The organism is Enterobacter sp. 22452, from assembly GCF_052045065.1.
In the GTDB taxonomy this organism is placed as follows: domain Bacteria; phylum Pseudomonadota; class Gammaproteobacteria; order Enterobacterales; family Enterobacteriaceae; genus Enterobacter; species Enterobacter mori.
This window is the reverse complement of record NZ_JBQEOB010000003.1, coordinates 245653-271419: the sequence shown is the minus strand read 5'-3', so window position 1 is coordinate 271419 and position 25767 is coordinate 245653. Positions and strand designations below refer to the sequence as shown.

20 protein-coding genes and 1 tRNA gene are annotated in these 25767 nt (G+C 53.5%); 15 read left to right on the top strand and 6 right to left on the bottom strand.

From position 1 onward, the window contains the following. Positions 1-5: 5 nt before the first annotated feature. Both arcC and arcA read right to left on the bottom strand, forming a co-directional pair. Positions 6-917, bottom strand: coding sequence for a carbamate kinase (arcC, locus tag ACTJJA_RS11155; protein WP_440667990.1), 912 nt, complete (start codon positions 915-917; stop codon positions 6-8). Between the two features lie 10 nt (positions 918-927). Beyond that, positions 928-2148 (bottom strand): arginine deiminase, encoded by a 1221-nt coding sequence (arcA, locus tag ACTJJA_RS11150; protein WP_029739276.1) that lies wholly within the window; start codon positions 2146-2148, stop codon positions 928-930. A 674-nt stretch (positions 2149-2822) separates the two neighbouring features. Here arcA and ACTJJA_RS11145 point away from each other — a divergent pair. The 5 genes from ACTJJA_RS11145 to ACTJJA_RS11125 all read left to right on the top strand — a co-directional run bounded on the left by ACTJJA_RS11145 (position 2823) and on the right by ACTJJA_RS11125 (position 9623). Further along, positions 2823-3275 (top strand): YhcH/YjgK/YiaL family protein, encoded by a 453-nt coding sequence (locus ACTJJA_RS11145; protein ID WP_440667987.1) that lies wholly within the window; start codon positions 2823-2825, stop codon positions 3273-3275. Between the two features lie 226 nt (positions 3276-3501). Beyond that, positions 3502-4410: a 2-keto-3-deoxygluconate aldolase gene (yagE, locus tag ACTJJA_RS11140; protein ID WP_440667985.1), complete on the top strand. Its 909-nt coding sequence runs from the start codon at positions 3502-3504 to the stop codon at positions 4408-4410. Positions 4411-4424: 14 nt separating this feature from the next. Beyond that, positions 4425-6392, top strand: coding sequence for a xylonate dehydratase YagF (yagF, locus tag ACTJJA_RS11135; RefSeq protein ID WP_440667983.1), 1968 nt, complete (start codon positions 4425-4427; stop codon positions 6390-6392). Positions 6393-6618: 226 nt separating this feature from the next. Then, a complete protein-coding gene (locus tag ACTJJA_RS11130) occupies positions 6619-8001 on the top strand; it encodes an MFS transporter (RefSeq protein WP_440667982.1) in 1383 nt (460 codons plus the stop codon). 11 nt (positions 8002-8012) lie between these two features. After that, a complete protein-coding gene (locus ACTJJA_RS11125; RefSeq protein WP_440667980.1) occupies positions 8013-9623 on the top strand; it encodes a glycoside hydrolase family 43 protein in 1611 nt (536 codons plus the stop codon). Between the two features lie 4 nt (positions 9624-9627). Here the strand turns inward: ACTJJA_RS11125 and xynR are convergent, their stop codons facing one another. The 3 genes from xynR to argL form a co-directional block, all read right to left on the bottom strand. Further along, complete coding sequence (gene xynR, locus ACTJJA_RS11120) at positions 9628-10386, bottom strand: DNA-binding transcriptional repressor XynR (RefSeq protein ID WP_440667978.1); 759 nt, start codon at positions 10384-10386, stop codon at positions 9628-9630. 126 nt (positions 10387-10512) lie between these two features. Next, positions 10513-11517 carry an ornithine carbamoyltransferase gene (argF, locus tag ACTJJA_RS11115; RefSeq protein ID WP_440667977.1) on the bottom strand — a complete coding sequence of 335 codons (1005 nt, stop codon included), beginning with the start codon at positions 11515-11517 and terminating at the stop codon, positions 10513-10515. Beyond that, positions 11487-11582, bottom strand: a complete 96-nt coding sequence (gene argL, locus ACTJJA_RS11110) for a putative translational regulatory protein ArgL (protein ID WP_216820367.1) — start codon at positions 11580-11582, stop codon at positions 11487-11489. The genes argF and argL overlap by 31 nt, the downstream gene beginning before the upstream one ends. A gap of 99 nt (positions 11583-11681) precedes the next feature. Here argL and rraB point away from each other — a divergent pair, with 99 nt between their 5' ends. The 10 genes from rraB to ACTJJA_RS11060 all read left to right on the top strand — a co-directional run bounded on the left by rraB (position 11682) and on the right by ACTJJA_RS11060 (position 22833). Continuing rightward, positions 11682-12107 (top strand): ribonuclease E inhibitor RraB, encoded by a 426-nt coding sequence (rraB, locus tag ACTJJA_RS11105; protein WP_029739283.1) that lies wholly within the window; start codon positions 11682-11684, stop codon positions 12105-12107. Between the two features lie 41 nt (positions 12108-12148). Beyond that, the gene (miaE, locus tag ACTJJA_RS11100) at positions 12149-12907 is read left to right on the top strand and encodes a tRNA isopentenyl-2-thiomethyl-A-37 hydroxylase MiaE (protein WP_440667974.1); all 759 of its coding nucleotides are present in this window, start codon (positions 12149-12151) and stop codon (positions 12905-12907) included. 30 nt (positions 12908-12937) lie between these two features. Next, complete coding sequence (locus ACTJJA_RS11095) at positions 12938-13660, top strand: topoisomerase II (RefSeq protein WP_440667972.1); 723 nt, start codon at positions 12938-12940, stop codon at positions 13658-13660. 106 nt (positions 13661-13766) lie between these two features. Beyond that, positions 13767-13851 (top strand) — tRNA-Leu (locus ACTJJA_RS11090). A gap of 662 nt (positions 13852-14513) precedes the next feature. Continuing rightward, on the top strand, positions 14514-15629 hold the full coding sequence (locus ACTJJA_RS11085) for a DUF6883 domain-containing protein (RefSeq protein ID WP_440667970.1): 1116 nt from the start codon (positions 14514-14516) through the stop codon (positions 15627-15629). A 10-nt stretch (positions 15630-15639) separates the two neighbouring features. Next, the gene (locus ACTJJA_RS11080) at positions 15640-16323 is read left to right on the top strand and encodes a YrhA family protein (RefSeq protein WP_440667968.1); all 684 of its coding nucleotides are present in this window, start codon (positions 15640-15642) and stop codon (positions 16321-16323) included. A gap of 314 nt (positions 16324-16637) precedes the next feature. Continuing rightward, positions 16638-17417: an HNH endonuclease gene (locus ACTJJA_RS11075; RefSeq protein ID WP_440667966.1), complete on the top strand. Its 780-nt coding sequence runs from the start codon at positions 16638-16640 to the stop codon at positions 17415-17417. A gap of 68 nt (positions 17418-17485) precedes the next feature. Then, positions 17486-17863 carry an RNase H family protein gene (locus tag ACTJJA_RS11070; RefSeq protein WP_440667964.1) on the top strand — a complete coding sequence of 126 codons (378 nt, stop codon included), beginning with the start codon at positions 17486-17488 and terminating at the stop codon, positions 17861-17863. 324 nt (positions 17864-18187) lie between these two features. Further along, complete coding sequence (locus ACTJJA_RS11065; protein WP_440667962.1) at positions 18188-21703, top strand: AAA domain-containing protein; 3516 nt, start codon at positions 18188-18190, stop codon at positions 21701-21703. A gap of 140 nt (positions 21704-21843) precedes the next feature. Continuing rightward, the gene (locus tag ACTJJA_RS11060) at positions 21844-22833 is read left to right on the top strand and encodes a restriction endonuclease (protein ID WP_440668264.1); all 990 of its coding nucleotides are present in this window, start codon (positions 21844-21846) and stop codon (positions 22831-22833) included. Between the two features lie 209 nt (positions 22834-23042). On the opposite strand, the gene ACTJJA_RS11055 is transcribed toward ACTJJA_RS11060, so the two are convergent. Then, a complete protein-coding gene (locus ACTJJA_RS11055; RefSeq protein WP_440667960.1) occupies positions 23043-25766 on the bottom strand; it encodes a phospholipase D-like domain-containing anti-phage protein in 2724 nt (907 codons plus the stop codon). Position 25767: the final 1 nt, after the last annotated feature.

The following is a 25767-nucleotide window of genomic DNA, read 5'->3' as shown; positions in this document are numbered from 1 at the left end:
AGTGTTCAGTTACGAATCAACGTGCCTTTCTCGCCCGCCAGGATCTCCGCGCCGTCGGCCAGCGCGCCGATCCCGGCAATGCCATTGCAGGCCTCAACAAATTCGCGGCAGGCGGCGACCTTCGGCCCCATCGAACCGGCGTCGAACTGCATACCTCTGAGCAACTCCGGCGTCACCTGCGCCAGCGGGCGCTGGGTCGGTTTGCCCCAGTCGAGGTACACCGCGTCGGCATCGGTCAAAATCAGCAGGGCATCGGCTTCAATCTGGCGCGCCAGCAGGGCGGCGGAGAGGTCTTTGTCGATCACCGCCTCAATGCCGCGATAGCCGTTGGCGTTTTCCACCACCGGCACGCCGCCGCCGCCGTTGCAGATCACCAGGTGGTCGCGCTGGATCAGCGCCGTGATGGCGTCGCTCTCAACGATCCGCTTCGGCTGTGGTGAAGGCACCACGCGGCGGACGTAGCTCCCGTCGGCCTTGAACACCCAGCCTTTCTCCGCGGCCAGCGTTTTCGCCTGGGCTTCGCTGTACACCGGGCCGATGTACTTGGTCGGGTTGTGGAAGGCCGGGTCGGCGGCGTCCACTTCCACCTGGGTGAGCAGGACGCTCACCTCGCGCTGGGGCAGGTTGTTTTTCAGCGCCTGCTGGAGCATGTAGCCGATCATCCCCTGGCTTTCGGCACCGAGAACGTCCAGCGGGTAGGGTGCGACCTTGTCGTAGGCGCTGTTCTGTAGCGCCAGCAGCCCGACCTGCGGCCCGTTGCCGTGCACCAGTACCACGCGCCACTGTTCCGTCAGCCCGGCGATGGTGCGGGCGGCCTGCTCGATGTTCTGGCGCTGGATCTCCGCTTCCAGCGGCTCGCCGCGCTTGAGCAGCGCGTTGCCGCCCAGGGCCACTACCAGAGTAGGTTTTCGTTCCATGATGGCTCCTTTAAATTCCGTCGCGTTCCAGCGGGCAGCTCATGCAGCGCGCGCCGCCGCGCCCGCGTCCCAGCTCGTCACCCGGGATGGGCAGCACGGTGATACCCGCCTTGTCGTACTTCTCATTGGTCCAGACGTTGCGCTCGTAGCCAATCACCACGCCCGGGCGGATGGTCAGGACGTTGTTGGCGTCGTTCCACTGCTCACGTTCGGCTTCAAAGGCATCGCCACCGGTGGTGATCAGACGCACCTGGTTAATGCCGAGCGCCTTCTCGATGGCGTGCAGCAGGTCGGTTTCCTGGGTGCGCAGCAGGCCGCCGCGACCGTCCGGAGTGAGCGTCCAGCACTGGGCGTCTTTGCGCACCACTTCCGGGTAGACGGAGAAGGTGTCCACGTCGATGTGGGTCATGACGGTGTCGAGGTGCATGCAGGAGCGGTGTTTTGGCAGCTCAACGGCGATCACGCGCTCGGCCTGGCGGTGTTTGAACAGGCTGTTGGCGAGAAACTCCACGCCCTGCGGGGTAGTGCGTTCGGACATGCCGATCAGCACCGCACCGCGGCCAATCACTAATACGTCACCTCCTTCTAAGGTGGCGTGGTCGTAATTAATATTTTCGTCGCCGAAATACTTAATAAAATCACCGTCGGCAAACGCCGGGTGCCAGCGATATATTGCCCGCAGGTTATTCGTTTCGCGCTGACGCGCCGGTTTGGCCATCGGGTTAATGGACACGCCGTTATAAATCCAGCAGGAAGTATCTCGGGTAAATAAATGGTTCGGCAGCGGCTTCATAATAAAATCATTCGCCGTGTGGGTATCGACCACCATATTTTTAATGGCTGCCGGAATTTCACCGTAGGTTAATCCGCCGCTTAATCTGCGCGCCAGTTCGCGGTGCGGCATATCCGCCAGCCAGCCGCGGACGTCGCCGGCAAAGGTCGGGCCGAGACGGTAGTCAGAGATTTGCGTATCCAGAAGCCAGGCCTTCGCCTCTGCAATATCAAGGGTTTGTGTCAGAAGGTCGGTCAACAGCAGGACTTCCACACCCTGCTCGCGCAGCGTGTTTGCGAAAATATCATGCTCCTCACCCGCCCGTTCAACCGAGAGCACATCATCGAAAAGCAGCTCCTGACAGTTTGACGGCGTTAAACGTTTCAGACTTAAATTCGGACGGTGCAGCATAACGCTACGCAATTGACCAATTTCAGAACCGACGTAATGCTTTTCCATAATTATTCCTTTAACTGTTTTCAGAATAAAAAGGGCATGCGCCATGTGATGTATTTAATTGCATGGCGGCTAAGCTCAATTGATTTCGTGATTTATACTAGGCAGTTAAATAATCCGTAATGTGATATTGCTCACGCGAAACCGGATATTAAGGGGTTTGTTTTCATTTGCATGATTCGCATCAGATAATGATTAATTTCATATTATTGAGGGGTGAATAGCTAAGCAGGATCCGGTGGCATTATTTGAGGTTGTTATTATTTTGTAGATATTAATCTTTTGAAATATGTTGTTATGTGGCTGATTTTAAATAATAAATATTATGCATAAGAATGGCTATGCAATTAACGTAATTAACTATTTTTGACTTAAGAAAAATCAATAAATAATTATGGTTTTTTAGAGCAAATTATCAAAACAGTAAAGTGTGAGGCGGCAACGGGTTTTGTTAATTAGAGAGCATGATCAAGAGGTTAGAACAGCCGTGCGATAAGCACGGATCGAGGTTATGCATAACCCCTGCATAAATGCCTGGGCAGGGTTAACAGCAATTTAACACCATTCCCGATAAACATGCGCTCGCGCAAACCTCTTCCAAAAAGGGCTGGTATGGCAGCCGGGATTCTCGTATAAAAGATAAAAATGAAACAATGTTTTATATTGAGGGTTAAAACATGATTGTTGGCAACATCCACCATCTGCAGTCCTGGCTGCCTGACGATCTGCGTCAGGCCATTGAGCACGTCAAAGCCCACGTCACCGACGCCACGCCGCTCGGGAAACACGACATCAACGGCAACAGCCTGTTTTATCTGGTTTCTGAAGACACGACCCAGCCGTTCGCCGAGCGCCGCGCCGAGTTCCACGCGCGCTATCTGGACATCCAGATAATTATGAAAGGCCAGGAAGGAATGACCTTCAGCACCCTGCCGCACGGCACGCCGGACACGGACTGGCTGGCGGAGAAAGACATCGCGTTCCTGCCGGAGGGCGAGCAGGAAAAAACCGTGGTGCTGAACGAAGGGGATTTCGTGGTGTTCTGGCCGGGCGAAGTGCATAAGCCGCTGTGCGCGGTGGGAGCGCCTGCGCAGGTGCGAAAAGTAGTAGTGAAAATGCTGGTGAAGTAAGACCCTCCTCTCCCACAGGGAGAGTGTAAAAGTTCCCTCTCCCTGTGGGAGAGGGTTAGGGTGAGGGCACCAGACCGCACCCACGCATAATGTGATCCAGCTTATATTTCCCGCACTCCCTCATCCCTTCCCATTTACCTGCGCTTTTTCTGCGTCATAGTATGATCGTTAAATTAATGAACGCCGTTCTATAATGTAGAACAAAATGATTCAGCAAGGAGATCTCATGCCGCAGTCCGCGTTGTTCACGGGAATCATTCCCCCTGTCTCCACCATTTTTACCGCCGACGGCCAGCTCGATAAGCAGGGCACCGCCGCGCTGATCGACGATCTGATTGCAGCAGGCGTTGACGGCCTGTTCTTCCTGGGCAGCGGCGGCGAGTTCTCCCAGCTCAGCGCCGAAGAGCGTAAAACCATTGCCCGCTTTGCTATCGATCACGTCGATCGTCGCGTGCCGGTGCTGATCGGCACCGGCGGCACCAACGCCCGGGAAACCATTGAGCTGAGCCAGCACGCGCAGCAGGCGGGCGCGGACGGCATCGTGGTGATTAACCCCTACTACTGGAAAGTGTCGGAAGCGAATCTGATCCGCTACTTCGAGCAGGTGGCGGACAGCGTCACGCTGCCGGTAATGCTCTATAACTTCCCGGCGCTGACCGGGCAGGATCTGACCCCGGCGCTGGTGAAAACCCTCGCCGACTCGCGCAGCAACATTATCGGCATCAAAGACACCATCGACTCCGTCGCCCACCTGCGCAGCATGATCCACACCGTCAAAGCCGCCCATCCGCATTTCACCGTGCTGTGCGGCTACGACGATCATCTGTTTAATACCCTGCTGCTCGGCGGCGACGGGGCTATTTCGGCGAGCGGCAACTTTGCCCCGCAGGTGTCGGTGAATCTCCTGAAAGCCTGGCGGGATAAAGACGTGGCGAAGGCGGCTGAGTATCATCAGACCTTACTGCAAATTCCGCAGATGTATCAGCTGGATACGCCGTTTGTGAACGTGATTAAAGAGGCGATAGTGCTCTGCGGCCGCCCGATTTCCACGCACGTGCTGCCGCCCGCGTCACCGCTGGACGAGCCGCGCAAGGCGCAGCTGAAAACCCTGCTGCAACAGCTCAAGCTCTGCTGAGCCGGAAGACAACCATGACCATCGAGAAAATTTTCACCCCGCAGGAAGATGCGTTTTATGCGGTGATCACCCACGCGGCGGGGCCGCAGGGCGCGCTGCCGCTGACCCCGCAGATGCTGATGGAATCCCCCAGCGGCAACCTGTTCGGCATGACCCAGAACGCTGGAATGGGCTGGGACGCCAACAAGCTCACTGGCAAAGAGGTGCTGATTATCGGTACCCAGGGCGGGATCCGCGCCGGGGACGGACGCCCGGTCGCGCTGGGCTACCACACCGGGCACTGGGAAATTGGCATGCAGATGCAGGCGGCAGCGAAGGAGATCACGCGCAACGGCGGGATCCCGTTCGCGGCCTTCGTCAGCGATCCGTGCGACGGGCGCTCGCAGGGCACGCACGGCATGTTCGACTCTCTGCCGTACCGCAACGATGCGGCGATCGTGTTTCGCCGCCTGATCCGCTCCCTGCCGACGCGCCGGGCGGTGATCGGCGTGGCGACCTGCGATAAAGGGCTGCCCGCCACCATGATTGCCCTGGCCGCGATGCACGACCTGCCGACCATTCTGGTGCCGGGCGGGGCGACGCTGCCGCCGACCGTGGGGGAAGACGCGGGCAAGGTGCAGACCATCGGCGCGCGCTTTGCCAACCACGAACTTTCCCTGCAGGAGGCCGCCGAGCTGGGCTGTCGCGCCTGCGCGTCGCCGGGTGGTGGGTGTCAGTTCCTCGGCACAGCGGGCACCTCGCAGGTGGTGGCGGAAGCGCTGGGCCTGGCGCTGCCGCATTCCGCGCTGGCGCCGTCTGGACAGGCGGTGTGGCTGGAGATCGCCCGCCAGTCGGCGCGGGCGGTGAGCGAGCTGGATAACCGCGGCATCACCACGCGCGACATCCTCACCGACAAAGCCATCGAAAACGCGATGGTGATCCACGCGGCGTTCGGCGGCTCCACCAATTTACTGCTGCACATTCCGGCCATCGCCCACGCGGCGGGCTGCACGATTCCGGACGTTGAACACTGGACGCGCGTCAACCGCAGGGTGCCTCGCCTGGTAAGCGTGCTGCCCAACGGCCCGGACTATCACCCGACCGTGCGCGCCTTCCTCGCGGGCGGCGTGCCGGAGGTGATGCTCCACCTGCGCGATCTCGGCCTGCTGCATCTTGATGTGATGACCGTCACCGGCCAGACGGTGGGCGAGAACCTCGACTGGTGGCAAGCGTCCGAGCGCCGGGCGCGCTTCCGCCAGTGTCTGCGCGAGCAGGATGGCGTGGATCCGGATGACGTGATCCTGCCGCCGGAGAAGGCAAAAGCGAAAGGGCTGACCTCGACGGTCTGCTTCCCGACGGGCAACATCGCGCCGGAAGGATCGGTGATCAAGGCCACAGCGATCGACCCGTCGGTGGTGGATGACGATGGCGTGTACCGCCACACCGGCCGGGTGCGGGTGTTTGTCTCGGAAGCGCAGGCGATTAAGGCCATCAAGCGGGAAGAGATTAAGCAGGGCGATATCATGGTGGTGATCGGCGGCGGGCCGTCCGGCACCGGCATGGAAGAGACCTACCAGCTCACCTCCGCGCTCAAACACATCTCATGGGGCAAGACGGTATCGTTAATCACCGATGCGCGCTTCTCGGGCGTGTCGACGGGCGCCTGCTTCGGCCACGTGTCGCCGGAGGCGCTGGCGGGCGGGCCGATTGGCAAGCTGCGCGATAACGACATCATCGAGAAAGCCGTGGACCGCCTGACCCTGACGGGCAGCGTCAACTTTATCGGTACCGCAGAAAACCCGCTGACGCCGGAAGAGGGGGCGCGCGAGCTGGCAGTCAGGCCGACGCACCCGGACCTGCACGCTCACGACTTTTTGCCGGACGATACCCGGCTGTGGGCGGCACTGCAGTCGGTGAGTGGCGGCACCTGGAAAGGCTGTATTTATGACACCGAAAAAATCATTGAGGTAATTAACGCCGGTAAAAAAGCGCTCGGCATTTAATTATTTTCTGAGATAAAACCGTCTGCGAAAAATATTCCGCGGACGGCTTTGTTGTTTTTGTTAGTTAATAATATAAACAATAAGTTGCGATATATCGGTGGCGTCACAAAAGCAAAATAACGTAATTCGGAAATAAGATATGACCATTGCTGGTTAATTGAACAGCTCATTACACTCCATTAACACGATGTTGTAATTCAGCACACTACATAAGGGTGTAATTCTGATGACGCAATTAACCATGAAAGACAAAATTGGCTACGGGCTGGGTGACACCGCCTGCGGCTTCGTCTGGCAGGCCACGATGTTCCTGCTGGCCTATTTCTACACCGACGTCTTCGGCCTGTCGGCGGGGATTATGGGCACGCTGTTTTTGGTCTCCCGCGTGCTCGACGCCGTTACCGACCCGCTGATGGGGCTGCTGGTAGACCGCACCCGCACGCGGCACGGCCAGTTCCGCCCGTTCCTGTTGTGGGGCGCCATCCCGTTCGGCATCGTCTGCGTGCTAACCTTCTACACGCCGGACTTCTCCGCGCAGGGCAAAATCATCTACGCCTGCGTGACCTACATTCTCCTGACCCTGGTTTATACCTTCGTTAACGTGCCGTACTGCGCCATGCCGGGCGTCATTACCGCCGACCCGAAAGAGCGTCACGCCCTGCAGTCCTGGCGCTTCTTCCTGGCGGCGGCGGGCTCGCTCGCCATCAGCGGCATCGCGCTGCCGCTGGTGAGCATCATCGGCAAAGGGAACGAGCAGGTGGGCTATTTCGGCGCCATGTGCGTGCTGGGCCTGAGCGGCGTGGTGCTGCTCTACGTCTGCTTCTTTACCACCAAAGAGCGCTATACCTTTGAGGTGCAGCCGGGCTCGTCGGTGGCGAAAGACCTTAAGCTGCTGCTGGGCAACGGCCAGTGGCGCATCATGTGCGCGTTCAAGATGATGGCGACCTGCTCTAACGTAGTGCGCGGCGGGGCGACGCTCTACTTCGTGAAATACGTGATGGATCACCCGGAGATGGCGACCCAGTTCTTACTCTACGGCAGCCTCGCCACCATGTTCGGCTCGCTCTGCTCCTCCCGCCTGCTGGGCCGCTTCGACCGCGTTACCGCCTTCAAGTGGATCATCGTCGCCTATTCGCTGATCAGCCTGCTGATTTTCGTCACCCCGGCGGAGCACATCGCGCTGATTTTTGCCCTCAACATTCTGTTCCTGTTCGTCTTTAACACCACCACGCCGCTGCAGTGGCTGATGGCCTCTGACGTGGTGGATTACGAGGAGAGCCGCAGCGGACGCCGCCTCGACGGGCTGGTGTTCTCCACCTACCTGTTCAGCCTGAAGATTGGCCTGGCGATTGGCGGGGCGGTGGTGGGCTGGATCCTGGCGTACGTGAACTATTCCGCCAGCAGCAGCGTGCAGCCGGTCGAGGTGCTCACCACCATCAAAATTCTGTTCTGCGTGGTGCCCGTGGTGCTCTACGCGGGCATGTTCATCATGCTGTCGTTTTATAAGCTCACCGACGCCCGCGTGGAGGCCATCAGCCAGCAGCTGATTAAGCATCGCGCGGCGAAGGGTGAAATCGTTCCCGACGCCGCGACAGCCGCATCCCATTAACCGGAGGCAACATGGAAATTACTAACCCAATCCTGACCGGCTTCAACCCGGACCCGTCCCTGTGCCGCCAGGGCGAGGACTACTACATCGCCACCTCGACCTTCGAGTGGTTCCCGGGCGTGCGCATCTACCACTCCCGCGACCTGAAAAACTGGTCGCTGGTCAGCACCCCGCTGGACCGCGTGTCGATGCTGGACATGAGGGGCAACCCGGACTCCGGCGGCATCTGGGCACCGTGCCTGAGCTACGCCGACGGCAAATTCTGGCTGCTCTACACTGACGTGAAGATTGTCGACTCGCCGTGGAAAAACGGCCGCAACTTCCTCGTCACCGCGCCGTCCATCGAGGGGCCGTGGAGCGAGCCGATCCCGATGGGCAACGGCGGGTTTGACCCGTCCCTGTTCCACGACGACGATGGCCGCAAGTACTACCTCTACCGCCCGTGGGGGCCGCGCCACCACAGCAACCCGCACAACACCATCGTGATGCAGGAGTTTGACCCGCAGACCGGCACGCTCTCGCCGGAGCGCAAAACCCTGTTTACCGGCACGCCGCTCTGCTACACCGAAGGCGCGCACCTCTATCGCCACGCGGGATGGTACTACCTGATGGTCGCCGAAGGCGGCACCAGCTACGAGCACGCCGTCGTGGTGCTGCGTTCAAGAAATATCGACGGGCCGTACGAGCTGCACCCGGACGTGACGATGATGACCAGCTGGCACCTGCCGGAGAACCCGCTGCAGAAGAGCGGGCACGGCTCGCTGCTGCAGACCCACACCGGAGAGTGGTACATGGCCTACCTCACCAGCCGCCCGCTGCGCCTGCCCGGCGCGCCGCTGCTGGCCTCCGGCGGGCGCGGCTACTGCCCGCTGGGGCGCGAGACCGGCATCGCCCGCATTGAATGGCGCGACGGCTGGCCGTACGTGGAAGGCGGCAAGCACGCGCAGCTGACCGTGAAAGGCCCGCAGATGGCGGAGCAGCCCGCTACCGCTCAGAACGGCTGGCGGGACGATTTCGACGCCAGTTCGCTCGACCCGGAACTGCAGACCCTGCGCATCCCGTTCGACGACACTCTCGGCTCACTCACCGCGCGGCCGGGCTACTTACGGCTCTACGGCAACGACTCGCTCAACTCCACCTTTACCCAGTCGACCGTGGCGCGCCGCTGGCAGCACTTCGCTTTCCGCTCAGAAACGCAGATGCAGTTCTCGCCGGTCCACTTCCAGCAGAGCGCGGGGCTGACCTGCTACTACAACAGCAAAAACTGGAGCTACTGCTTTGTGGACTACGAGGAGGGGCAGGGCAGAACGATTAAGGTGATCCAGCTCGACCACAACGTGCCGTCGTGGCCGCTGCACGAGCAGCCGATTCCGGTGCCGGAGAGTGCGGAGAGCGTCTGGCTGCGCGTGGACGTGGATACGCTGGTCTACCGCTACAGCTACTCGTTTGACGGCGAGACGTGGCACACCGTGCCGGTAACGTATGAGGCGTGGAAGCTGTCGGACGACTACATCGGCGGGCGCGGCTTCTTCACCGGCGCGTTTGTGGGTTTGCACTGCGAGGACATCAGCGGCGACGGCTGCCACGCGGACTTCGACTACTTCACCTACGAGCCGGCCTGACGGCTCAGGCCGGGTAGCCCAGCGCGCGTGAAAGCTGGAGCCCGGCCTGCTGAAGCTGCTCGCGGAAGTTAGCCAGCTCTGCGTCGTCCACGCGGGAGGTCAGCGTCGACAGGCTCAGGGCGGCAATGACGCGGGACTCGTGGTTCCACACCGGCACCGCCACGCAGCGCACGCCCTGCTCGTTCTCTTCGCTATCCAGGGCATAGCCCTGCTCGCGGGTCTGCGCCAGGGCGCTCATTAAGGCTTCGCGAGAGGAGAGAGTAGCGGGCGTAAAGGCGGTGTACTGATAGCCCTCAAGCAGGGCGTTCAGCTCGGTCTCGCCCAGCCAGGCAATCAACACCTTGCCGATGGCGGTGGCGTGAACCGGCAGGCGGCGGCCGATGCGCGAATAGGCGATAGCGGCCAGCTTGCCTTCAATCTTCTCGATATAGACCCCTTCACGCCCGTCCAGGATCCCCAGATGGGTGGTCTGCCCGGTCCGCTGGGACAGCTCTGTCAGCCAGCCTTTCGCCTTCTGACGAATATCGATGGAGCCCACGACAAAATGACCGCGCTCGACCAGCTTCATGCCGAGGCGATACTTACCGTTCTCCGGGTTCTGATCGATATAGCCGTGAAGCTGCAGGGTTTTCAGCAGCGAGTGGAGGGTACTCTTGCTCAGCCCCATCAGTTTGCTGATGTCGGTGATCTTAAGCTCGGTGGCCTGCTCGTTGAACAGGTCGAGGATCTGCAACGCACGTTCAACAGACTGAATAATCGGCATAATGCTGGCATGTCCACGCTGGAATTAAGGCGAAAACGTACCTTTTTCGGGGTGAAAAATCAATGAAATGGAGCCGGTGTTCTCCCTCTCCCCGTGGGAGAGGGCATCAACGCGCAGAGGACCCAATCACTCCCCAAGTGTCGCCACCATCACCGCCTTAATCGTATGCATCCGGTTTTCCGCCTGGTCGAACACGATGCTCGCCGCCGACTCAAACACCTCGTCCGTCACTTCCATCCCGCCGTGCAGGTCGAACTCCTTCGCCATCTGCTTGCCGAGCGTGGTCTGGTCGTCATGGAACGCCGGCAGACAGTGCAGGAACTTCACGTCCGGGTTGCCGGTCAGCGCCATCATATTCGCGTTCACCTGATACCCGCGCAGCAGCGCGATACGCTCCGCCCACTTCTCCTTGGCTTCGCCCATCGACACCCACACGTCGGTATAGATAAAGTCCGCGCCCTTCACGCCCGCCGCTACGTCTTCCGTCAGGGTAATTTTCCCGCCGTGCTTCTCCGCCAGCGCGCTGCACTCCGCCACCAGGCTCTCTTCCGGCCAGCAGGCTTTCGGGGCCACCAGGCGCAGATCCAGCCCGGTCAGCGCCGCCGCTTCCAGCATCGAGTTGCCCATGTTGTTGCGCGCGTCGCCCGCGTAGACCAGCGTCATCTCGTTAAACGCCTTGCCCGGCAGGTGCTCCTGCATGGTCAGCAGGTCTGCCAGCAGCTGTGTCGGATGGAACTCGTTGGTCAGCCCGTTCCACACCGGCACGCCCGCGTACTGCGCCAGCGTTTCAACCACTTCCTGGCCGTGACCGCGATACTGAATGCCGTCGTACATCCGTCCGAGCACGCGCGCGGTGTCCTTAATTGACTCTTTATGCCCAATCTGGCTGCCGCTCGGCCCTAAATAGGTAACGCGCGCGCCCTGGTCAAATGCGGCAACTTCGAAAGAGCATCGTGTACGGGTTGAGTCTTTTTCGAAGATGAGCGCGATGTTTTTACCGGTAAGCTTTTGTACTTCCTTGCCATTTTTTTTATCGGCTTTGAGCTGTGCGGCAAGGGTCAGCAGAGAAGTGAACTGTGCAGGGGTAAAGTCGAGCAATTTCAGAAAGTGTTTCTTGTACAGATCAGACATTTTATCCTCACATGGCGAACGCCACTTATTGAATTAAAATTCACTTTATATATGTAATTATTCATTTGCAACCCCGTTTCACAAATCTTTCCAACAAAGGTGGAGGCAAACCCGTCCGTGTGTGAAAATAGAAGTATCTGCCGCACTTTAAAGAGGATTGAGCCATGGCAAACCCGGAACACCTGGAAGAGCAACGCGAAGAGACGCGTCTGATTATTGAAGAACTGCTGGAAGACGGTAGCGATCCGGACGCGCTGTACACCATCGAGCACCATTTCTCTGCGGATGATTTCGACGCGCTGGAAAAACTGGCGGTAGAGGCCTTCAAGCTGGGTTACGAAGTGACCGAGCCGGAAGAGCTGGAAGTGGAAGAGGGCGACACCGTCATCTGCTGCGACATCCTGAGCGAAGGCGCGCTGAAGGCGGAGCTGATCGACGCGCAGGTAGAACAGCTGATGAACCTGGCCGAGAAGTTTGAAGTGGAATACGACGGCTGGGGAACCTACTTCGAAGATCCGAACGGTGAAGACGGCGAAGAAGGCGACGACGAAGATTACGTCGACGAAGACGACGACGGCGTGCGTCACTAAGCGTTTCAGGCGGTGGNCCACCGCTTTTTCAAGGCAGAACCATGGATTACCCGCAGATACTCGCCCCCGTACTCAACTTCCTCCAGTGCCCGACCCCGCAAGCATGGATTGATAACGCCCGCGACCCGGCGAACCTGCCGCTGCTGCTTACCGACCACATGGTGTGCGAGCTCAAGGCCGCCCAGACCGCGCTGCTGCTGGTGCGTAAATACGTCGCCGACGAAAGCGGTGCCGACGCGCTGCTCGACTGGCTCAAACCCTACGAACAGTTCACCTTCCGCGACGGCCCGGAGCCGGACTTCATCGCCCTGCACAGGCAGATTGGCAAAAGCATGATGCCCAAAACCGACGACCCGTGGGGCCAGGCGCTCATCGACAGCATGGTACTGCTGATTAAAGAGGAGCTGCACCACTTCTGGCAGGTGCGCGAGGCGATGCTGGCCCGCGACATTCCGTACGTCAAAATTACCGCCAGCCGCTACGCCAAAGGGATGCTGAAGGAAGTGCGCACCCACGAACCGCTGACGCTGATCGACAAGCTCATCTGCGGCGCCTACATCGAAGCCCGCTCCTGCGAACGCTTCGCCGCGCTGGCCCCGTTCCTCGACGACGACCTGCAGAAGTTCTATCTCTCGCTGCTGCGCTCGGAAGCGCGCCACTATCAGGACTATCTGATCCTGGCCCAGCAGGTGAGCGACGACGATATCTCACCGCGCATACAGCATTTTGGCGAAATTGAAGCCACACTTATCTCGACACCGGACAACGAGTTTCGCTTCCACAGCGGCGTGCCGGTGTAAACCGGCACAACTCAAGGATAAGGATGCGAGATGAATAAAACGTGGACCCGTACCGTGATGGTTGTTGTGGTGGCCGCCGCCGTGGCGTTCTGGGTGTTCTTCGACAGGCAGCGCGCCCCGGAACGGCAGATGGATAACGCCCTCAACGCGATGCCCGCCTGGCAGGTGATTAAGGAGCAGGAGCCCGCGCTGCATCAGCGCATCCTTGACCAGATGGCCGCCCTGCAAAAAGCGGGCGAGCCGGAGCAGCAGATTATCGACACCATCCAGCCGCAGATCCTACATCTGCAGATGTCGCGCCTGCAAAACGCCCCGGACGCCAACGTGGTGAACTACATGACCATCAACATGGAGCAGACCGCCGCCATCCAGAAGGTGAGCGATGACGCCTGCTTCCGCTTCCTCTACCCGATGGTGAAGGGCGGCATCAACCCGATGCGCATGCTGGATAAAGACCTGATGGCGCGGCGCATGCAGGCCGACGCCGACATGATGCGCGCGGCCTACGGCAAAAATCGCCACACCGTAACCCCGGCCGAGCGCGAGGCGGCTGTCGAAGATGTGCGACCGGTGATGAAGCAACTTGCCGATAAGTACGGCGAGGACATCCAGCTGCTGCAGACGCCGGAGAAGGCGGCGGGCAAAGAGAAGCTCTCCTGCGATATGGTGCAGGAGATGTGGGCGAAGGTGCTGGCGCTGCCGGAGCAGAAGGCAGCGAGGGTGATTCGGCTGGCGGTGTCTGAGCTGGACTGACGAAGGGCGCTGGTTTTTTGGGCACTTAGCGCGTGTTTAGCGCGTCGTCGCTTGCATGGCGGCGCGCGACAGGTATAATCCACAACGTTTCCGCATCCCCTTCAGTGCCGAAGTGGCGAAATCGGTAGACGCAGTTGATTCAAAATCAACCGTAGAAATACGTGCCGGTTCGAGTCCGGCCTTCGGCACCAAAAGATGCAAATCAAAGTCGCTTAAGGGCGGCTTTTTTTGTGTCCGTTTCCGTCCATATCCGGCTGTAATTTAAACATAATTTACCTCCCAAAAGTAACCGTGATTATTTTGTGATTTTTCCGTTTTATTCATTTTTATCTATCCGCACCTTGGCCACCTGACACGGAATACAGACTCTTTGACTTTAGCGGTCTCGGCATTCAGATGAACCCTGGCGGGTCGTTTCTTGTTGTGTTGTAGATTGCGCGTAATGCTTGTTGACTGTGACAACCGGTGTGAGAAGTTTTGCTGAAACAACTAACCTGAACAGCTTTGAGAACGATGGGCGTTTATTAATTCGCAATGAACCGGATATGAATGCTAAAGAGCCGCTTTTGTATCCAGAGAGAATAAAGGCGTTTTCTGTTGAGTCGTATTGTTATCTGGAATGGCATCGAAGAAATCTATTACGGTAAGAAGACTGCTATGGTTTAAAGGATAAATATTGTTTATTATTTTGTCTGTAAATATTCGCTAGCTGAATTTAAAGTGTGTTTTGAACTGAAATTCTGCCTGCATTAGTTGTCAGCAACGAATTATTATATATTCAGTGTGTTCATCGGTTGATTTTTAATCTGTCGGGGCGGAGAATCTTTATTAATTTTAAGGATAAGGATTTCACATGCTTCGACTTTACCGGTCACACGATTTAACACGGCGATTAGACCCTGAAGATTTTCAATACATTCTGACGCCAGCGGGTTCGCTGAGAGAGGCATGTATACATTACGATCTTTCTTATGAAGCGAACGGTCACAGTCTCTCTTTTGGTCTTCCCAAAAAAAAATACAGCATATCTCCACATCAAAGACCATATGAACGAAGGCAACGCCGCTACGCAGATCCCATTTATGATGAAGTAGAACGCGCACTGCAAATTGGCTGGCTAGTTGGAGTAGATACCTCCAGGCGCTGGAGCAGTGACAGGAATCCATTTTACATCGACGATAATGGTGATTTGATTTTTACACCTACCGCCTCATCGCGGCATTCATGGTTTAAGGGCGAAATTACTAGCGCTTATCGTTACGCAATAGCCGATCGGCAAGGCAGGAAGCCTGCCCCCACCCAACGGATGCATTACGATTATTATGAGCCAATAACTGCGCCATCGGGGAAGACGCTGAATAGTAAAGCTGTTGGTCGACTGCTGGCCGCTGGTGGTGTGTATAACGGCAATATTGAAGGTTTCCATGAAATAGCGCAGCAGCTTGGTGGGGATGCTCCAGCGGGCTACGATCAAATCATGAACAACAAAGGATTAATCATTGCGGGTGCCTCTGTTGCGGCAGGATTAACAATGGGCAGGTTGAACCCTTTAAGCGAAATAGATGAAATATCGGGTCTCAGTAAAATACCAGTACTTGAAAGCCCATATGTAAAAGGCTTCACCTCTGAGAGTGGTACATTAGTGAATGCTGAACACGCCGTTATCGACCCGAAAAAACTCGCGGCTTATGCTTTAGATTCAACACATCCTACAGGGGGGCACAAAGCCAGGGTGTTTGAGTCAGCACTGGGATACAACCCAACTAATGCAGATGTTTTAGCCGCAAGAATTCAGGAAGGCGTATTATCGGCCCCAGCAAAAGTGTTGCAGACAAATAATTACGGCCAAACAATGGCTGTCGATATGCCCATTTTAGGCGTCAACGGTGAAACAGCGATAGTGCGTACAGGCTGGATGTATGAAACAGACGCGCTAGTTCCCCGACTTACAACCATATTCGTTAAATGAGAGAATAAAAATGAAAAGAGCCGAATTAGACGTTGTGGTTTTAGGCGAGGATTTACCGAATGAAGGACTGGTAAAAGGGGCCGTTGGTACGATTGTCATGATTTTCGATACCCCTACACTGGGCTATCTTGTCGAGTTTTGCGACGAGGAAGGAAGAACAATAGCAATGCCTGCTTTGTTACCTGCTCAGCTAAAGAATTATTTCACTCCTGGAGCCCTCAAAAAACTGCTTGTTGAAAATAATTACCCGGTAGTTAACCCAGTAGACCCAGACGTAATGGCAGACTTGATGCGCCAAATAGCCCCTGCTGAATGGAAGGCACAGAAGAGAAAGGTTTTTGAGGATATCCAGCGCCTGATGATCAAACGGCTGGACTACTCAGATATGTTCAAAATCATGGATGGATTTGAGTACAACGGTTTGACGCTGTATAGCGTGGTGCAGGCGGAGAACGGTGAACCCGTATGGTCGAATATCTACATACGCAACTTTGAAACACGTGACAACGAGATGTATGTCGATCCGAACCTTTCTGACAAGGTACTGATTGGGGAGGATGTTTTGTCCTTGTTTGCTTACAACTTCGCAAATGACTGTTTCGAGATCCGCGATAAAGCATCTACGGATTATGTCATTGAAACATACGCTAACTTCAGCACATTGTTGTCCGCGCTGATTGATACGGTGAACTGATATTCGCCACATTGATTGCTGGTTGTATCGGCAACCAGCATACCTGCCTGTTAATTGGATAACCTTTATAAGGTGATGTGGTGTTGTTCTGCCGGATGACTTCTGCGGCCTCATCCAGCGTCAGCCACTCCTGGCGGATTTTGTGTAGGGGTATAGCGTGTTCCTTTTTGTGTTGTTGGTCGCGTGTCGTGCTTGTTGATGGTGAAAACCGGTGTGAGAAGTTTTTGCTAAAACAACTAACCTGATCAGTTTAGTTAACGATCTTTTCAGACATAATCCGGTGATGAATTACGCTGGAAAAACAGGATGTAACATTGAATAGCTCGGAAGACGATTTGCTTGAAGTGGCGTGGTATTTGTCGAAGTACGGTAAATCTCAACCACCCGTGGGACTGGGTGTTCAGAAATGGAAAGAGGCTTATGCCTTGTTTTATCCCTGTTTCGGGGCGGGCAAAACCGCTAGTGAGTTTCGCAATAGCCTGAAAAATAGTCGTGACCGTTTTGATTCCTGGCTTAGTGATGTGCGTGTCGGCTGGCTTGACGAGCAGGGCGCTCCTGCTGCGCTTTCTCATTCAGCGCAGCGTGTGCATCAGCGATTGAGTGTGCTTTCAGAGAGTGTGATTGAGCAGCGCGTTCTTTCGTTAATATCTTCTGATGGAGATGAACAGGCACAACGAGACTGTCTTATTATTCAGCAGGATAAAAGTATTGAAGATACTGTACGCGAGCAACTTATTGCGGCACGGTTGGGGCAGGGTACCTTTCGGAAAAATTGTCTTATGTTGTATCCGGCATGCCCTGTTACGGGAACGACTTTTGCGCCGTTACTACGTGCCAGCCATATAAAACCGTGGGCTGCCTGCGAGAATGGGAATGAACGTCTTGATCCTTATAATGGAATGATATTGGCTGCTCATATTGATATTCTATTTGATCAGGGATGGATTTCGTTTGAAAACGATGGACGTTTATTAATTAGTAAGGAGCTGGATATTAGTGTTAAAGAGCAGTTTTCGTTGCCGGAGAAAATAAAGCAATTTTCTGTTGAATCGTATTGTTATCTGGAATGGCATCGGGAGAATTTACTGAGATAGTTAAGTTTTGACGAGAATGCCTTTGATATAGGATGTCATGATTCGTTTGGTAAGGAGAGAGGTACAAAATGAAGATGGTAAAAATATATTCAACAGGAAGTTGTGATGCTGCAACACGTGAAGGTTCGGCGGAAGTTGTGCTGGAATGTGAAGGAAAAATAAAATATCTGACCTTCTCCTACAGTGATACGACCGCAAATAGATGCATTCTCCAGGGATTAATTGAGGGTGTGAATTGTTTGAAGAAACCCTGTAACGTTGAATTAATCAGTTCATGTGAGCTCGGTGTGAAGAAAGCTCAGAAAGGAAAGGGAGTTAATGTAGATTTGCACAAGGAATTATGTGGAATCTTGATAAAGAAAGAGTGTGAATATTCTTTTTCTGTCATGCATGGTGAAGGCGACATTTTGAATGCTTTTATTCGCAAGCATCGGACAAAACAATAGCTGGAGAGCCTACATACAGAACCACCTTTGACAGCTATATTTTCTGAACTTACAGGTTCCAATATTGCATTGAACGCTGCCAGTAGGGCTCACTGGCTTCTGGAGCGTGCTGTGAAACCGGTAACCCTCTGCTGCTTCGGTTATAAAGCTTTTATGTGCCATGCAGCAGGATATGGTTGCCTCCTGGACTCCGTATAACCTGAGTATTTGTATCGAAGCGTGAACAAAACGTTGCAGCCAGCCTTTCAACGTGGACAATAGTTATCCATACGGTGATTTTATATTCGATAAATCAATGGATTTCATTGAGTCATAGGACTGGTAATGGATGAAAATGCTTTAAGGTTTCCCTCATACTGGCGCAACTCGCTGGCAGATGCTGAATCAGGAAAGGGCAGTTTTGAACGCAAAGACGCCAAAAATTTCACTCACTGGCATGGGATAGCGGCGGGACGTCTTGACGAAGCGATCGTCGATAAATTTTTTGAAGGAGAAAAAGACGACGTCGAAACAGTCGATGTCATCCTGCGGCCAAAGGTTTATTTCCGGTTACTGCAGCATGGAAAGGACCGTTCCGCTGGTGCGCCTGATATTGTTACCCCGATAGTGACGCAAGCCCTGTTGAGCCGTGAAGGTTTTTTATATCCGAATCCAGCGACTTCTATTCCCAGAGACCTGCTTGAACCTTTGCCAAAAGGGGCATTTTCGATTGGTGAGATTGAGCAGTATGACAAATATAAAACGACACATACGTCATTCTCTATCAACTTTGATGACAGCGTTGACAACACTGCCGAAACGGATGAAGAACGAGAAGCACGGTATGCAGCCTGGCAGCAGGATTGGCGTCGATATCTGGATGATTCAGAGAGGCTACTGAAGAACGTTGTCGGCGACTGGATTAAAAATCCCGAGCAATATGAACTCGCTGAGCACGGTTATATTGTTAAAACGGCGCAATCTGGAGGCGCCAGTTTCCATATCCTTTCGCTTTATGACCACCTGCTTGTTTGCAAAAAGGATGTGCCGCTTTTCAATCGTTTCGCCTCGCGGGAGGTTCATGCTGCAGAGTCTTTGCTCGCTCCGGAAGCAAAATTCAGCGACAGGCTTGGACACTCCGGAGATAAGTTCCCGCTGGCAAAGGCTCAGCGCGATGCCTTAAGCCATTTTCTGGATGCCAGGCATGGCGATATACTTGCCGTTAACGGCCCTCCGGGAACCGGGAAAACCACGCTGGTGCTTTCTATCATCGCCACACAGTGGGCCAGAGCGGCTCTCGAAAAAGCGGAGCCTCCGGTTATTATCGCGACTTCAACGAATAACCAGGCTGTAACGAACATTATCGAGGCGTTCGGGAAAGACTTTTCCCAGGGTACTGGTGCAATGGCCGGACGATGGTTGCCAGAGCTGAAAAGCTTCGGCGCTTATTTCCCCTCAAGCACTCGTAAAGCCGAGGCAGCCAAAAAATACCAAACTGAAGATTTCTTCAACCAGGTTGAGTCAAAAGAGTATGTAGAGGATGCACTGCTGTTTTATCTGGAGAAAGCTAAGGCAGCCTTTCCTGAAAAAGATTGTTCATCCCCTGAAAAGGTCATTGAACTCCTGCATGGCCAGTTAGTAGCAAAATCCGAACAATTGGTAAGGCTGAATGCAGCATGGCAAACGTTAAGCCAGGTTCGGGCGGCGCGTGAGCTTATTGCTAACGACATTGAGCAATATCTCGATAATTTAAATAAATTACTCTCCGGGCAAGAACAAAAAGTTACTCTACTGAAGAGTGCTAAAGCGGAATGGAAAAAATATCGCGCCGGTGAATCGCTGATCTATTCATTATTTTCCTGGCTTCCAGCGGTTCGCAGTAAGCGGCAGTACCAAATACAACTGTTTCTCGAAGATAAATTAGGTGCGCTGATTGCGGGAAATCAGTGGTCTGATCCTGAAACCATCGAACGTAATATAGATGGACTGCTCAACACCGCTGAGCGCGAGCAAACAACATACCGGCAGCAGATTGACTCCGCCCATGAAATTGTTCTTAAAGAACAGCAGGCGGCTCAGGAATGGCAGAGGCTGGCACTTGATTTAGGACATGGGGGCAACGAGGAGCTGAGCTTCTCACAGGCAGATGAACTGGCTGATACGCAGATTCGCTTCCCTGCATTCTTACTGACGACCCACTACTGGGAAGGTCGTTGGTTGATGGATATGGCCAGCATTGATGATCTGCAAAAAGAAAAGGGCAAGAAAGGTGCTAAAGGGGTAACAGCTCGCTGGCAACGCCGAATGAAACTTACCCCATGTGTGGTCATGACCTGCTATATGCTGCCCGGCAATATGCAGATAAGCGAGCATAAAGGTCAGCGTAAATTCGAGAAAAGCTATTTATATGACTTCGCTGATTTACTCATTGTCGATGAAGCCGGTCAGGTGCTTCCTGAAGTGGCTGCTGCCTCGTTTGCCTTGGCTAAAAAGGCATTAGTGATTGGTGATACGGAACAGATTCCGCCAATATGGAGTATTGCTCCCGCTATTGATATAGGTAACATGCTGGCGGAAAAAATTCTGTCAGGTAGTACGCAAGAAGAGATTACTGAGAAATATACGGCAATCGCAGAGCTTGGTAAAAGCGCTGCATCTGGTAGCGTCATGAAAATAGCGCAGTGTGCTTCACGCTACCAATATGATCCCGAACTGGCTCGTGGTATGTACTTATATGAGCACCGCCGGTGCTTCGATAATATTATTGGATACTGCAATACGCTCTGCTATCACGGTAAGTTGTTGCCTAAAAGAGGGTGTGAAGAGAGCAATTTAATGCCCGCCATGGGTTATCTCCATATTGATGGTAAAGGAGAGCTGGCAAGTAGCGGAAGTCGATATAATTTGCTTGAGGCTGAAACGATAGCTGCCTGGCTGACAGATAACCAGCAAGATATTGAAGCGCATTACGGCAAATCGCTTCATGAGGTTGTCGGTATCGTGACGCCTTTTAGCGCTCAGGTATCCACCATCAAACAGGCGCTGGGTAAACAAGGCATCAGTACAGGCGCGAATGAAAAGTCGCTCACAGTGGGCACAGTGCATTCTCTTCAGGGGGCGGAAAGAGCGATTGTTATATTCTCGCCAGTCTATTCAAAGCATGAGGACGGTGGGTTTATTGATAGTGATAACAGCATGCTGAACGTTGCTGTCTCCCGTGCGAAGGACAGTTTCCTGGTCTTTGGCGATATGGACCTGTTTGAGATCCAGCCAGCCTCATCTCCACGGGGATTACTGGCAAAATATCTCTTTGAGTCTGAGAAGAATGCGCTCACTTTTGATTATAAAGAGCGTAAGGATTTAAAAACTTCCGAGACCAAAATCTACACACTCCATGGTGTGGAGCAGCATGATAATTTCCTGAATCAGACGTTTGAAAATACCGGTAAACACATCACGATAGTTTCTCCATGGCTGACCTGGCAAAAACTGGAGCAAACCGGTTTTCTTGATTCTATGATTGCGGCGTGTTCACGTGGTATTAACGTCACGATTGTCACTGACAGAAGCTACAACACTGAACATAATGATTTTGAGAAGCGAAAAGAGAAGCAGCAGAACCTCAAAGCGGCGCTGGAGAAACTGAACGCCCTTGGTATTGCGACAAAACTGGTCAATCGTGTTCATAGCAAAATTGTTATTGGGGATGATGGTTTGCTGTGCGTGGGATCGTTCAACTGGTTTAGTGCGACACGTGAAGCGCGATATGAACGATACGATACATCGATGGTTTATTGCGGTGATAACCTGAAGGGGGAGATTGAGGCAATTTATAATAGCCTTGAGAGGCGTCAGGTTTAGGGTAGGAATTTTGACTGGTCATCTTATCGACGGTTTTCCAGAGTAAGATGGCTGAATGGAATGACCATATTCTGGTAGACAGTTTCTGCCCGTACGGTGAGGCATTTTCAGAAGGAATTATTGTGGCGACTAAAATGTGGATGATCCGCGGCGATGGCGGAAAATTGTACGATGACTTCAGGGACAAACAGGTTGTTGCAATCGGCTGGTCGCAGCTCGCTCCCTATGTGAAACCGGGATGCTCAAGAGAGCAGTTGTTTACCCGGTATCAGGAGCTTGAGCCACAGACTAAGCCAGGCACAGTTCGTTCCGGTGCTTCCCAGGTCTGGCGCTTTGTGAATGAGATGCAAAAAGACGACTGGGCTATCACTTATTCACCTTCTAATCGGACTTATTTGATAGGGAAAATCGCCTCAGATTTTGAGTTTCATGCCGAGTGGCTTGAAGATGGCATGGGCATTGCGCGTAAAGTGAAGTGGAATGCGGAAGAGATCAAGCGCGATAGTCTGAGTGATGCAACCAGAAACACCCTTGGCTCAACACTGACGGTTTTTCAGGTGCCTGATTTTGCCGTGAATGAATTAGTGCAGGGCAAAAAGCCTGCCTCAGATGTCGTGCCGGAAGTACCTGTTTCAGGTGAGGAGGATGAGGTTGTTTCTAATCCTCTGCGTGACATGGAGATGATCGCTTTTGAAGGTATCAAGGATCGTATCAACCGTCTCGACTGGGATGAGATGCAAAATCTGGTCGCAGGCGTGTTACGTAGTATGGGATATAAAACTCAGGTATCGCCCGCTGGTGCTGACCGTGGGAAAGATATTATTGCTTCCCCTGACGGCTTCGGGTTCGAAAATCCGCGCATTATTGTGGAAGTGAAGCACCGGCGGGAACAGATGAGCAGCCAGCAAATTCGTAGCTTTATAGGTGGCCGTCATAAAGACGATCGCGGGCTGTATGTCAGTACAGGCGGATTCAGCAAGGATGCGCGCTATGAAGCCGATCGTTCTACAATCCCGTTGACACTATGGACGCTTGACGATCTGGTTCGTGCGTTAGTGGAAAACTATGAGCAAGTGGATATAGAGACTAAGCTATTAGTTCCACTCAAGAAAACGTATTTGCCTGCCTGAAAAATTTGCTACGCCTGTATATACAGGCGTAGCTGTAGCTTGTGGTAAGGTACTAAATATTCACTCGAAATGGATACCCTGAGAGACAGATTTACTCAGATTTGTACCAATAACTTTGATCGAATTCATGATGTAGCCATCTAAAAAAGAGCATCCAACATAGTTGTGCAGGACTTTTGGCTGAGGGGGGCATCCACATCACAACATAATTAGCTTCCCCATGGTTCACTGAGCTTACTTACAATGTCCCTACGTGACAGTACTGTAGCGCAACGTTCCCAGAGATGAGCATCAGGATCGAGAGTACCGCGATACTTAACGGAGAACGCATCTTGAGCTTTCTTTCGTTCATGCATGTATTCATCCATTCGAGTGTTGAGTGCTTCCTCGTTGTCGATCCATTCATCATCAATCGTATCGGGAAGGCTGCCAAAAATGTCGTATGTATCGCGTAAGCGTTCCGACAGCACGTTATAAACTTTCTCGTCTTGTGTTTCGCTGTACACAAGATTGAGCATATCCACAAACTTACGTGTCTGACCAAAACGTTTGATTCGCCCGAGGCGCTGCTCTAAACGGGATGGGTTCCAGGGAAGGTCGACATTGATGAGTGTTCCCAAGGTTTGCAGGTTTAAACCTTCACAGGCGGCATCCGTAGCAACCACTAATAGAATCTCGCGCGTCTTCACTGCGGATTTAATCAATTCGCGTTCAACGTTATTAAACTGTTCGCCCCTGAATAGGCCGCTTTTACCAACGCCAGCATAAACGGCTACCACTTCGCCTTTTAAGGACTTGGCCAGTTCTTTCGCTATCCACTCCGCCGTGTCGTAATACTGGCTGAAAATAATACAGCCGTGTTCCAGCCAAGTTTTTCCATCGGTACGGAATTCCGTTAAGAACCATTTCACAGTGTTCAGTTTTGAGTCAACGGCTTCGGGGCGTGACAGTTGTGTTTCAATCTCTCTTAAACAAGCGACTTCAGCAGGAGTCATTTCTGAAAGCAAGTGCTCAACATCTTCAACTAGATCCTCGTCTTCGTCAGAAACCGTATGTTTCAACATCTTTTGAGCAGTTTTTAAGCCTGATGCGAAACTTGAGCAGATCCGTTGCAACATCAAAGATTTCATGAAGCCTGCGGCTCGAGTGCGTGACTGAAGCAGCTTACTGAACTCTTCCGCTTTTTCGTAAGCGACCTGGAATGGTGTATTGGTCGGAATGCCAAGCCCCACAAACCGCGACTGATACTGAGCTAGGTTGCGCGTAATGGGATGTGTATTCACCCCAACTCGCTCTAACAGACCGTCATCTTCCAGCTGTTTACGCTTACGCAGCACTGTATGGCGTAGGACAGGGTTGTTCTCTTTAAAGAAGCTAGGTGTCATGCATTCGGAGAGCCAAAGATTCTGAATCATATAGTCGAGATCTTCGAAACGATGAGAATATCCAAAGGACTTATTATCAATGGACAGGTAGTCACGAATTTGCTGAACAGTATGGTGCTCATTGCTTGGCGGCAGGGGGTTGCTTAACCAATGCCAAACTTCAGCCTCAGATGTCACCTGAGTCTGGCCGGTTATCAACGGAATCGCTTGTTCATGGTCATGCCATGGCGATAGAGCATCGCCTAGTACAAATTCAGCACCAGAGTTCAAAATACCCAATAAATCCCATAACTCACGCACGTCGGTTTGAATAGGTGTCGCAGTACCCAGTACCAGATGCCGTGTACGCCTGCCGATCTGCAGCATGAAGGCCATGAGATTATTAGGTTCTGAAGCTTGATCTCCTAATCCTCCACGAATACGGGCTTTATGCGCCTCATCCAGAATAACTGTACCGAAACGATTCTTCAGAAGCATTCCTGCTTCTTTAACAAAGTCAGTCTTCTCCCGCTGATGCATAATCAGTCCGGTAGAGATAATGGCAATTCGATAAGGGCATTTTTTGATAGAGGAGGCATCACCTCGAGGTGAGAGTATTTGCCCCTCTACACCCAGCCAAACTTTCTTTTGCGAGGACCATACCGCAGCAGGCACACCGAGCTTGTCCATCATCTCAATTTGCCACTGAATCGTGAGTGTAGAAGGTGCCAGAATCAAAACAGGGCCATCGTCTAGTAAAGCACTGACTAATGCACTTGTTGCCATTGATAGCGTTTTACCAACACCCACCTCGTCAGCCAATAGTAGGCGAGCCTTGCCATAGATCTCCCTATGTTCCAGAAACATAGTCACAAACGAGCGTTGCCAGGGCTGTAACTGCTCCCCTCCACGGTAGATAGGTGCTTCTGCCATGGCCGCCGCTGGGACTTCCTCTGGCTTCAATACATCAACGGTTACTTCCCGGCGATTAGCTACACGGTGGATTTCAGCTAAGATCGCATCAGGCAGCGGGACGCCTTCAGTCCAGAGTGCCCAAAATTCTCTTTCTACCCAGTCCGCACTTTCTTCATCATCGTCTTGCCAAACAAGCTCATAATTGTGAGCGAATGCGCTTTTAGATTCATTCACTGAGCCAATAAAAGATTTACGGCTGCCATCTGCATAATGAATTGAGCCTGCTTTGCCGTGAAGGAATAACCGCTCCCTAGGGACTACGCGAATCTCAACATTACCCGAATGTAATAGCTGATCCAAAATCTGGTAGCGCTCCTTTTTCAGTAGCGCTTCAGCTTCTACATCCACTTCATTCCAGCGCTCTTTGAGCGCTGTATTCCGGCCAGTAGCTACTTGGAAGTCAGCCAGATCAAGCTCGGAATTACAGATGATCTTAACTTCTGGAATCTTTGCAATCTCTTCGCCTACAAGCTCAAAGATGGAGCTCCTGAAATAACCCGCAATCCGGAAATACTTAGCAGCCCCTTTCAACGATTCAGCGAGGAATTCCGTATCTAATCTTTCTGTGCGGGAGGAAAAGCGCTTAATCGCCATA